Raw genomic sequence first — 11728 nt, forward strand, 5'->3', positions numbered from 1 at the left:
TGAAAAAGTGGTGCTATGGAGCGTGCGGCTTAAGAAAACTAAATCGTATTAATTACTAAATTATCATTTAGGTTAATTGTCGACATTTTCGACAACGCGCAGTATAATTGGTGAATTGGAGTTCCAAATCGGGGATAAAACAGGTTGAAAAACCTATAAGAAGGCAGCGATTTGCATTATCGCTGCCTTAAAATTAATGACTAATGGAAATCTGGCCCCTTAAATAAGTAACCGCTTTGCCACTCATAAGTACTCGGTCGCCTTTAAGTTCGCACCAGAGTTCGCCGCGGCGGGCCGAGATCTGGTAAGCGTGCAATGTGTTTTTACCTAATTTTTTTGCCCAGTAGGGGATCAGGTTACAATGTGCCGATCCGGTAACCGGGTCTTCGGGGATGCCCGCACCGGGGGCGAAGAAGCGCGATACAAAATCGCTGTTATCGCCTGGAGCTGTAACTATCACGCCCACAGTATCCATTTTTGACAGGGCAAAAAAATCGGGCGTAATGTCTTTAATATCCTGTTCGTTTTCATAAACCAGGAAGTAATCTCTTGAACGGAAAAAGGCCAGCGGCTGTTTCTCGCCTAAAGCCTCGGCCAACCCGTTTGGTGGTTCAATGGGTATGGGCGGCCTTGACGGGAAATCCATAGTGTATTTATCGCCAGCGCGTTTAATATGCAAAGTGCCTGCTTTTACGGTGTCAAAATGTATTTCGTCGCCCTCAAAGCCCAACTCGGTAAACAATATATGAGCGGCTGCCAGGGTGGCGTGCCCGCAAAGGTCAATCTCATATTCGGGGGTAAACCAGCGCAGTTTGTAACCACCATCTGTTTTTACAAAGAAGGCGGTTTCGGCCAAATTGTTTTCAACGGCTATCATTTGCATGGTAGCATCTGGCAGCCAGTCGGCAAGCGGACAAATAGCCGCAGGGTTGCCGCCAAATAATCTATCAGTAAAGGCATCGGCCTGGTATAATGGGATAGTCATAACAAATGTTCTGGTGTAGCTAATATAGTGATGAGAATCAAGAATAAAGCGTAAACAATCAATAAAAAAGCATCATTCATTTTGAACGACCACTAAACTCCCGATAATATCCCGTTTTGATTCGTAATTCACCAGCTCTCCGCTTGCTTAATAATTAGGGCCATGAAAAAAATTAATTATTAAACAATTCAATGTGTCCATTTGACTCTTTGTATAAATAAATTGTTTTTTGTTCAAAAAAAATCGCTTACTTAACCTATCTTTTTAGTGCTTTATCACGTAGAACTGCCTTTTAATTATTATTTATTTAAAATGGAAAAGCTGAAACGAATTATTGGTTATGGCGATCCAGCTTTATCGCTCGAGAATAAACTTTTTAACGCCATAGCCTTACTCATTTGTCTTGATAACGTTATATCAATTATTATTAATGTTTTTTTGGGGTTTAGCTGGGGGTTGATATTGGCTAATCTTTTTTTACTAATCTTTTCTGCATTTGCCTATTACCAAAGCCGTTTTGTACACTATAGTGAAAAAAAAGTTTACATTTTTATTGGCTTTGGTATTGCCGCCATATTTCCCGGATGGTTTTACAACGGGGGTATCAGCGGATCAACTACCCAGATAGGCATCTTTTTAATTGTATTGATAACCTTATTGGTAAAACAGCGTTACCACTATATTTTCATCACTTTATTGTGTGCTGTATTTGTTACTTGTTATAAGTTAGAAAAAATACACCCCGAATGGGTAACGGGGGCTGCCAGCAAAGCATCTGCCGAATTTGACCTGATAGCATCTGCCGTTATTAATATAGTAGTAGTAGGCTTATTGATAGGCTTTATTAAAAAAAGCCACGAAAGCGATAAACGGGATTTAATTAAAAAAAGCGAGCAACTTCAACAATCGCAAATCGAATTGCAATCATCAAAAGAAGAGGCCGAAGCTGCTACATTTGCCAAATCGAACTTTTTGGCCAATATGAGCCACGAAATACGTACACCGTTAAATGGTATCATCGGGGCTTCGCAGTTATTATCCAGATCGGCGCTTACGCCAGAGCAGCACGAACTTTTGCAAACCCTGCAATCAAGCGGGCACATCCTCATCAATATCATCAGCGATATATTAGATATCTCCAAAATCGAAGCAGATAAACTAACCATTACCCCGGTTGCCACCAACATCAGGCATTGCGTTAAAACTATCATTGATATTAGCCAGCCAGGTATCACCAATTTGCGTAAACCCATCAACCTGAGTTATCAAGTAGATGATAATGTATCGCCATTTGTTAAGGTTGATGAGGGCCGCCTGCAGCAAATTTTGGTAAACCTGATAGGCAACGCCATTAAATTTACCGATGAAGGAGCGGTTACCGTAACGGTTAAAGGGGCCGAGATAAAAGATGGCATACAAGATATTAGTTTCCACGTAAAGGACGATGGCATAGGCATCAGCCAGGAATCATTAACGCAACTATTTAAACCGTTTACGCAGGTAAATACTACAGCCCTGCGCAAGTATGGCGGTACTGGCCTTGGCCTATCTATCTGTAAAAAACTGGTGGAGCTGATGGGGGGCAAAATATGGGCCATTAGTAAAGAAGCCAAAGGATCGGTGTTTATTTTTAATTTACCCTTGCAAATTACCAGCGGCGATTTGCCAGCCGAAACGAAAACGGATAATAAAGAGACTTTTAGGTACCGCCCGCTTAAAATACTTTTGGCCGAGGATAACAAGATGAACCAGCTGATAGCCAGTAAAATTTTTAAAAAGGTTGGCTATAGTATCGACATTGCCGAAAACGGCGTTGAGGCCATCCTGATGAGCGACAAGCAGCATTACGACCTGATATTTATGGATGTGCAGATGCCCGAAATGGATGGGCTGCAAGCCACCCGTACCATTATTAAAAAGCAGGGAAAAAACGCACCGCCTATTATAGCCATGACGGCCAATGTATTAAGCGAAGACGAAAACGAATGCACTACAGCTGGAATGAAGGATTTTGTAAGTAAACCCTTTACCTTTGAGCGCCTGGAGAACGTGATACAGAAATGGACTAAGGTTTGATAGCCCCAAATTTGAAAATCAGTAAATAATACCATTCAAACTAGGTACAGTACCATTAAAACGATGGTATTGTGTGTAGCTTTGATTTATGATACAAAGCATCCCCGTTTATGATATTTGTTCCCTGTCTGACGTAAGGCAGGACGATTTGCTGGTAAGCCGTTTTGCACCGTATCTTGATACTCATAAAAATCTGTTTTTTCCGCATAGGCACTCCTTTTATCACCTGGTACTGTTTACCCACGGTGCCGGTACGCATAGCATCGATTTTGAGCGTTTTGATGTAAAGCCAGGTCAAATATACTTTATGGTGCCTGGGCAGGTGCACTCCTGGCATTTTGAGGGCTTTACCGATGGGTATATTATCAATTTTTCGGAGGCTTTCATCCAGTCGTTTTTATTACAACCGGGTTACCTGGATAGCTTTTCATTTTTTAATGGCAATTTAAAGGATGCGGTAGTTAATTTACCTGCCGATAGTTTTGCCACGGTAAAAGAACTGTTTGAACACATTATTCACGAAATAATAAAACCTGTGCCATCGGGCAGCGATATGGTGCGCCTGCTGATGCTACAGATATTCATCCATGTAAACAGGCTTAATTCCAATCCGGTTGGTTCGGGTAAACTAACCTACAACCAAACACTGCTCAAAAACTATCAAAAATTAATTGAGCAGCATTATGCCGATATCAAGCTGCCAAAAGATTATGCCGAACTGCTGTATATTACCCCAAATCATCTTAACGCGGTTTGTAAGGACTTGTTAGATTTATCGGCAGGCGAGCTGATTCGTAACCGCACTTTGCTGGAGGCTAAACGCTTGCTTACCAATCCGCAGCTAAGCATCAGCGACATCTCGCTCAGGCTGAATTTTAGCGACAACTCTTATTTTACCAAATTTTTCAAAAAAACAGAAAGCGTTACTCCCGAAGAGTTTCGCAAACAAATATTAAAATCTTAAAATTGATAACATCATGGAAAATACCCAATATAAATTAGCGGCCTGGCCAGCCATAGTGCATGCCAAATGCCCCCGTTGCCGCCGCGGCGACTTATTTGCCAACAGTATGTATGGCTTTAAAGGTCAGGTAATGAACAAAACCTGTCAGCACTGCGGCCTTGTTTATGAGCGTGAGCCAGGCTATTTTTATGTGGCCATGTTTGTTAGTTACGCCTTAAATGTTGCAGAGATGGTTACCCTTGCGGTTGCTATCAGTATTTTAACCGGCAGCAGCAATCCATGGTTATATTGTGGCATTATATTAAGTGTGGCTGTGGTATTGTCGCCTTTTAATTTCAGGTATTCAAGGGTAGTGTTGATGCATTGGCTAACTCCGGGTTTGCATTATCATCCCGAAATGAGTAAGGATAATTTTTAAACCATTAAACCAAGCGGTGCGCTTTCTGTCAAAATTATAACAGTTCACATTTACTGTGACTTTAATTTTTTGAGTTATGAAAGCGAGAATAGAAACCATAAAAACCGATATGTACAAAGTATTTGTAACAGGTAATGCCGATAACGTACAATTAGCCAAAGCGTATTTTTTATTGGCAATTCCGTTGCTAACCGTATTTTTCACCCTCGGCCATTTTAAGTATTAATATGCTGCCCGGCAGTGTATAAAAACAAGGCAGCCGGTACATTGCTGTACCGGCTGCTTGCAACTGTTTCCCTAACTAAATTAAACTAAAATTAACTGAATCGAACTATTTGAATTTTTGGGGCAGACTAAATTGATTAAGGGCCATTTGAAAATTACTCAGGTACGAATATTTTTTATAGGCGTGGGATATATTCCCGTTAACTGCATAATAAACATATGAAGGTGCACTTTCTTTTACGCTTGTAAGTACATATGGTCCTGTTTGGTTGGCAGCCATTGTTGAATCATGAGCCGGGTTTTCACTACCAGGCTCTGGCGATGTAAATTCGTCTGTTTGCGATTGAACCTGCGGATCGGATGCAAACACACTGGCACATGCTAATAGCACGAGTGATGCAATCACGAAGAATAAAAAATGGTAAAATAGTTTCATAGCGATAGGCGATTAATATCAGGACCAGGTATTAAATAAATGTTACATCAAATATACGGCTTGACAATTAAAAAACACTCGGTGTTTTCACTGAAAATGCATACGTAGTTTTACGCAATTTTCAAGAGAAATTAGGTTTTATTGAGATATTTTATAGTTAATGCCCTCAGATTTTAAATTCTTTGTAACATATCTATTACAATTGAGTTGCAAAACTTCCATGTGTTCTGGAGCGTCCTGGTAAATCAAATCGGTGCCAGTCTGTAGTTTCATACTGCTGAAGTCCCGCAGGTTAACATCAGTGTTTGCTGACCCTGCGGTTTAGATCTGGAATATGCTAAAAACAAATATTGCCGAATAACAAGCTGGCAAAGAGATAACATTAAGCGGTCAAAAGAATTTAGGCACCCCAAAAATGTTTAAAACAAAAACTGGATCAACCTACAACCTTTCGTCGAAAGAAGCTTCTCGGAAATATGAACAGTTAGGCCAAACCAACGCAATATCCGGTTGTAAACAAATTGGGATATCGGCACAAAACACGTGCGCTAAAACTGTTAAATATAGATAGTGTTTTACGAACACCACAAAAACCATACCGCTTGCCTGTTTCCTTTGTTTTTATACAAAAACAGAATAATTCATCATTGTTGAATTTTTAATCAATTGTAAATCAGTATATTAAAAAAATTATCTATAGCTTATTTTTTTTGAAAATACACTGTACAATTGTAATTTTTTACAACAATTTTATAACTTTGGTCGTTCTGTAGTAAATAAAAAAGTACAGAGAGGTTTATAAATAGATGAGACAACTCAAAATAACGCAATCCATTACCAATCGCGAGTCGCAATCGCTTGACAAGTATCTTCACGAGATTGGTAAAGTTGATCTGATAACAGCCGAAGAAGAAGTAATATTAGCCCAAAAGATCCGTGAGGGCGACCAGGCGGCATTGGAGCGTTTAACCAAAACCAACCTGCGCTTTGTTGTATCTGTTGCCAAACAATACCAAAACCAAGGCCTTACACTGGGCGATTTAATTAACGAGGGTAACCTCGGCCTGATTAAGGCCGCCAAACGTTTTGATGAAACCAAGGGTTTCAAATTCATATCCTATGCCGTTTGGTGGATCCGTCAATCCATTTTGCAGGCTATTGCCGAGCAATCTCGTATTGTACGTTTGCCGTTAAACCAGGTAGGCTCATTAAGTAAAATAAGTAAAGCATTCTCCAAACTGGAGCAGGAGTACGAGCGTGAGCCATCGCCCGAAGAGCTTGCCGACATTTTGGAAACCACTGTAGATAAAATATCTGATACCCTAAGCAATTCTGGCCGCCATGTATCTATGGATGCCCCCTTTGTACAGGGCGAAGAAAATACATTGTTGGACGTACTGGAAAACCAGGAACCCAACACAGATTCGATCCTGATCAACGAGTCGTTATCCGAAGAGATCAAACGTTCCCTTTCAACCCTAACCGAGCGCGAGCGCGAAATCATTGTTCTATTCTTTGGTTTAGGCACCAATCACCCGCTTTCATTAGAGGAAATTGGCGAAAAATTTAACCTCACCCGCGAACGCGTTCGCCAAATAAAGGATAAAGCCCTGCAACGTTTGCGCCATACGTCAAGGAGCAAAATTTTGAAATCGTATTTGGGGTAGTTGAGCAGAGTCAAGAAATAAGAACCAAGAATTAAGATATAAAAGGCCAGGATTGAGTTAACTACTCAAATCCTGGCTTTTTTTTGGGAGAAACGAATCACATATATCCCTCAGCAATTGCACCCCATAATTACAAACCTGCAACAATTTAGTCTCCGTAAAATTTAATGCTCAAATTGCCGTTACATAGCTAACCTGTCATAGTTAGCTCAATGGTAAAATCAATAAAAATAGGGTGGTACTTTTATAAACCGTTGATGGTATGGTGCATACTGGCTTCGCTGGCTTGTTTATATTACCTTACCTCGCGCCAGTTGAATGTTCCGTTTGTTGTACTATGTAAACTGGTTAGTTACGCCGCCATACTTGGCGTACAGTATCTGAATTTTAATGCTGTGCAAACCTATTTCTATTTTCGCAATGCCGGCTATAACATCAACTTGCTATACTTATCGGTATTTGCCTGCGATTTTGCAGCTTTCATCATTGTTTTATCCTTATCAACCATCCGTTAAGTTTGGAGCCACTCACTTTAAAAACCGATAGCGTACAACTGGAGTTCGGCGGGCGCAAAATATTACAGGATGTTTACCTGGAGTGCAAACAAGGCGAAGTATTAGGCATCCTGGGCCGAAACGGCTGCGGCAAGTCATCTTTATTAAGGATCATATTCGGCACCCTCAGCCCTGCCTACAAACACGTAAGTATTAACGGTGAATACATCAAAAAGGGTTATAAAAATATGCGCGTGGCGTACCTGCCCCAGCATAACTACCTGCCCAAAGGCATTAAAATAAAAAAGCTGGCAGCAACCATTATCGACGACCGCTTTTGGGACGATTTTTCGGCCCACCCCATCTATGAAAACTACCACGAAAAAACCATAGCCGACTTATCGGGCGGCGAACTGCGGCAACTGGAAACATTAATGGTTATTTACAGCAAAGCCGACTTTATTTTGCTGGACGAGCCTTTCACCCACATCTCGCCCATACAGGCCGAGGCTTTTAAAGAAATTATCAGGAAATGCGCCAAAATAAAAGGCATCATAGTAACCGATCATCAGTATTACAATATACTGGATGTAAGCGACCGGATTATCCTGATTACCGATGGCTATACAAGGCCAATCCGCAATAATGATGAATTGGTTACTTATGGTTATGTGAACCATATTGGTTAGTTTAATTTTTGTTACCAATTTCAACACCTAACTCTTATTATTATCTTGCCACAATGTTATTGGCCTTCGGCGTAACTGATTTATTATATTTATCAATTGATTGATTTTTGCAATCGTAAAAATTATAATGACACCCGAACAAAACAATTATAGCAAACTGCTCGACACTATTGGAAATACAATACAAAGTGCACGTTTTCTTGCCGTAAAGGCTGTGAACACCGAATTGGTAAAAAGTAACTGGGAAATTGGCAGGCACATTGTTGAATATGAGCAGCATGGTCAAGAACGCGCAGAATATGGAAGCGACTTATTATCAAGACTTTCCAAAGATTTAAGGTTGCTATACGGGAAAGGATTTGGCAGGCGTAACGTATTGGACATGAGACGATTTTATTTGGCCTATCAAATTTGGCAGGCAGTGCCTGCCAAATTAAGCTGGACGCATATTGTTATTTTAATAGGTATATCCGACCTTACTGCACGCAAATTTTATGAAGCCCAATCCTTAAAAGAAAACTGGGGGACGAGGGAATTGGAAAGACAGGTCAACACCGCATTATTTGAGCGACTTGCATTAAGTAAAGACAAAGCCAGCATATTGGAACTTGCCAATAAAGGCCATATTTTACTTACTCCGAAAGACATTACTAAGGATCCGTATATACTCGATTTTTTGCAAATCCCACAAGCCCATAAGGTAACTGAAAAACATCTTGAACAAAAGATTATAGATAACTTGCAGTTATTTTTATTGGAATTAGGCAAAGGCTTTGCATTCGTTGCGAGACAATACAAAATATCAATACGCAACACACATCTATATGTTGACTTAGTTTTCTACCATCGGATTCTAAAGTGTTTCGTATTGATAGATCTAAAAATAAGGAAGGTACAACACAATGACATTGGCCAGATGAATTTATATCTCAATTATTTCAAAAGTGAAGAAAACGTTGAGGGGGACAGTGAGCCGATAGGAATCATTCTTTCTGCTGATAAAGATGAAATATTAGTTGAATACGCAATGGGTGGCGTTACTAACAATATTTTTGTATCAAAGTATCAACTTTATTTACCTGATAAAGAGCAACTACAGCAAAAAGTAAGTGAATTGATGAAGAAAAAATAAATATATTGAACTTCATAAATCAGCTTATCAAAGCTTACCCGAGGCGTCAACTAAAACACAACGCCATGTAACATATAAGCAACTGGCGCTGTCTATTACCTAAACAACCACAATGTTCCGGCCTTATATGTATTTGATAGTTTTGTTCTTGGTTGCTTGCTGGCAAAAAGGCGAGTGCAGCACAAACACCGCTATCAATGGCGTCACCTTCAAAAACGCCAAGCGCGGACCCGACCCTGACCCCTCGGGCGATTTTAATACACTTATAGTGCCCATAAAACGGGCAGGTAACCTTATCCTGGTAGAAGCCCAGATTGACTCTGTTGCAGGCAATTTTGTGCTGGATACCGGCGCGCCTTACCTTGTTTTAAACGCCACCTACTTCAGATACATGCCCGTTATAGCCGACCAGGAATCGGCAGGTTTAAATGGCAACGCGCCTGGTGCTTTTACTACCGAGGTGCGCAATTTCAGCATTCTGGATTTGCATTACCCGCGCCTTACGGCCGATGTAACCGATCTTTCGGCCATCGAAAACGGGCGGAATATTAAAATACTGGGCCTGTTGGGCACCCGGCTGTTCAAGAAGTTTGCCATTACTGTTGATTTGTTCAGGAATACCCTATACATCCACAAACTGAATGACGATGGTGAAATACCTGTAAATGAAAAGGTATTTCATGATCCGTGGATGTTTACCTCGTTTAATTACTCCAATGATGTCATGTTTATAAAAGGCGTTGCCAATAACACGCCCTTGTGGTTTGCATTTGATACCGGCGCCGAAACCAACCTGATGGATTATGACAGGGTACGCAAACTATTGCCCGGCATGGCGGTACTCAACCGTACAAAAACTACCGGCATTGGCGGCTCGTCATTTGAGGTGATTTACGCCAGGTTTGATACGCTTACGGTTGGCGGCCGGCGGTTTGTGAAAAACCGCGTGCTGTTAACCAGCCTTGATAAAATGGGCAAAGCCTACGGGCACACTGTTGATGGGATACTTGGCTTTGATTTTTTTATCCGCGGTATCTTTAGCATCAACTTTGTAAAAAGAGAATTTGAAATGTACATTTACACTAACCAGTAGTATGAAAAAGTGCAGATCGGTTTTAATTATTTTTTTGTTGTTTACCTGCTTCTCAATTGCAGCAAGGGCGCAAACACGCAATTCCCTTGTGTTAGGTAAAGATCATTTGATTATGCTGCTTGATCTGCGTTCGTCAAAAACACAACTGGATAGTATTTTAAAAATCGCCGGTATAAAAAAACCAAACGGCGCTGCCATTTTAAAGGGCGATTTCTCGTCGTTGGCCAAAGACGGATGGAACGTTGGCAGGCGCGATAAAAATATGGTTAGGTTTGACAGGTCGCTTGCAGATTTAAACCTGAACCCACAAAACCCACCCTACCAGATAACCACCAGCCTCGACGGCGATATTGATGCTCCGGCAGGTATACCGGGCTATCCTGCCGATGAATTATACGGCGTAAACAAGTTTATGCAGGTTACGGTATATGAATTACCGTCGGGCTTAACACGCTTTTACCTGCCCGGCTACTTAAACGCAAAACGTGTTTTATTATCTGGTAACTTTAACAATTGGAGTACGCTAAAAGGCGTAATGGCAAAAACCGATAGCGGCTGGGTAAGCGACGTAAAACTGGCACCCGGGGTGTATGAATATAAATACATCATAAATGGCCGTTGGCAGCACGATAAAAACAACCTGCAGCAACACCCGGATGGTTTTAGTGATGTAAACTCGGTTTACTACCACGTTAATCATATCTTCAGGCTTAATGGCTTTACAGGTGCCCATAAAGTTATGGTAGCCGGTAGTTTTAATAACTGGAATACCGATAATATCCCGCTACAAAAAAAGGACGGCGGCTGGGAAACCAAACTTTACCTGCGCGATGGCACCCATACTTATCGGTTTTGGGTAGATGGCCAATGGTACGCCGACCCGGCAAACCCGGCGAAAGTGAAAGATAACGAAGGGCATATTAATTCGGTGTTAAACCAGGGCGAGCCGGTTAGCTTTAAACTGGATGGATATAAAGACGCTAAAGCCGTTTACATTGCCGGCAGCTTTAATAACTGGAAACCTGATGAAATAAGCCTTCGGAAAACAGCTGCCGGCTGGGCCACACCTTTAATGATTCCCGCGGGTAACTACGGCTACAAATTTATTGTTGACGGAAACTGGATAACCGACCCTAAAAATCGCCTTTACGCCATTGAGGGCGGCGTAAACAATTCCTTTATTGCCGTTAAACCTAATTATACGTTCAGGCTCAAGGGGCACGCCAACGCCGGAAGCGTGCACCTGGCAGGCAATTTTAATGATTGGGACCCATCAGGCTTCACCATGGCGCACAATGCCGACGAGTGGGTAATAAGCCTGTACCTTAAACCCGGCAAATACCGGTACAAGTTTTTGATTGACGGCAACTGGATTCTTGACCCCGCCAATAAATTATACGAGAAAAACGAATATAATACAGGAAATTCTGTTTTGTGGGTGGAGTGAGTTGTGAGTTGTGAGTTGTGAGTTGTGAGTTGTGAGTTGTGAGTTGTGAGTTGTGAGTTGTGAGTTGTGAGTTGTGAGTTGTGAGTTGTGAGTTGTGAGTTG

12 protein-coding genes are annotated in these 11728 nt (G+C 41.3%); 10 read left to right on the forward strand and 2 right to left on the reverse strand.

The genetic code is table 11. From position 1 onward, the window contains the following. Positions 1-193: 193 nt before the first annotated feature. A complete protein-coding gene (locus AC1RM2_RS26225) occupies positions 194-985 on the reverse strand; it encodes a PhzF family phenazine biosynthesis protein (RefSeq protein WP_492988065.1) in 792 nt (263 codons plus the stop codon). Between the two features lie 312 nt (positions 986-1297). Here AC1RM2_RS26225 and AC1RM2_RS26230 point away from each other — a divergent pair, with 312 nt between their 5' ends. The 4 genes from AC1RM2_RS26230 (at position 1298) to AC1RM2_RS26245 (ending at position 4669) form a co-directional block, all read left to right on the forward strand. Continuing rightward, a complete protein-coding gene (locus AC1RM2_RS26230; RefSeq protein WP_492988066.1) occupies positions 1298-3061 on the forward strand; it encodes an ATP-binding protein in 1764 nt (587 codons plus the stop codon). Positions 3062-3149: 88 nt separating this feature from the next. Further along, positions 3150-4025 (forward strand): AraC family transcriptional regulator, encoded by an 876-nt coding sequence (locus AC1RM2_RS26235; RefSeq protein WP_492988067.1) that lies wholly within the window; start codon positions 3150-3152, stop codon positions 4023-4025. 13 nt (positions 4026-4038) lie between these two features. Then, a complete protein-coding gene (locus AC1RM2_RS26240) occupies positions 4039-4443 on the forward strand; it encodes a DUF983 domain-containing protein (protein ID WP_492988068.1) in 405 nt (134 codons plus the stop codon). Between the two features lie 76 nt (positions 4444-4519). Then, entirely contained in the window at positions 4520-4669 is a 150-nt protein-coding gene (locus AC1RM2_RS26245; protein ID WP_477357019.1) for a hypothetical protein, read from the forward strand. Between the two features lie 105 nt (positions 4670-4774). Here AC1RM2_RS26245 and AC1RM2_RS26250 read toward each other — a convergent pair whose 3' ends face one another. Further along, complete coding sequence (locus AC1RM2_RS26250) at positions 4775-5104, reverse strand: hypothetical protein (RefSeq protein WP_492988069.1); 330 nt, start codon at positions 5102-5104, stop codon at positions 4775-4777. An 806-nt stretch (positions 5105-5910) separates the two neighbouring features. On the opposite strand from AC1RM2_RS26250, the gene AC1RM2_RS26255 reads away from it, so the two are divergent. The 6 genes from AC1RM2_RS26255 (at position 5911) to AC1RM2_RS26280 (ending at position 11626) form a co-directional block, all read left to right on the forward strand. Beyond that, a complete protein-coding gene (locus AC1RM2_RS26255; protein ID WP_090466905.1) occupies positions 5911-6771 on the forward strand; it encodes a sigma-70 family RNA polymerase sigma factor in 861 nt (286 codons plus the stop codon). Positions 6772-6983: 212 nt separating this feature from the next. Continuing rightward, on the forward strand, positions 6984-7286 hold the full coding sequence (locus AC1RM2_RS26260) for a hypothetical protein (RefSeq protein WP_492988070.1): 303 nt from the start codon (positions 6984-6986) through the stop codon (positions 7284-7286). A 2-nt stretch (positions 7287-7288) separates the two neighbouring features. Next, complete coding sequence (locus AC1RM2_RS26265) at positions 7289-7954, forward strand: ATP-binding cassette domain-containing protein (RefSeq protein ID WP_492988071.1); 666 nt, start codon at positions 7289-7291, stop codon at positions 7952-7954. Between the two features lie 127 nt (positions 7955-8081). Continuing rightward, the gene (locus tag AC1RM2_RS26270) at positions 8082-9086 is read left to right on the forward strand and encodes a PDDEXK nuclease domain-containing protein (RefSeq protein WP_492988072.1); all 1005 of its coding nucleotides are present in this window, start codon (positions 8082-8084) and stop codon (positions 9084-9086) included. A gap of 112 nt (positions 9087-9198) precedes the next feature. Further along, on the forward strand, positions 9199-10179 hold the full coding sequence (locus AC1RM2_RS26275; protein WP_492988073.1) for an aspartyl protease family protein: 981 nt from the start codon (positions 9199-9201) through the stop codon (positions 10177-10179). Between the two features lies 1 nt (position 10180). Beyond that, positions 10181-11626, forward strand: a complete 1446-nt coding sequence (locus tag AC1RM2_RS26280) for a hypothetical protein (protein WP_492988074.1) — start codon at positions 10181-10183, stop codon at positions 11624-11626. Positions 11627-11728 lie beyond the last annotated feature (102 nt).

It is taken from the genome of Mucilaginibacter sp. GW822-FHT03E02 (genome assembly GCF_058801545.1).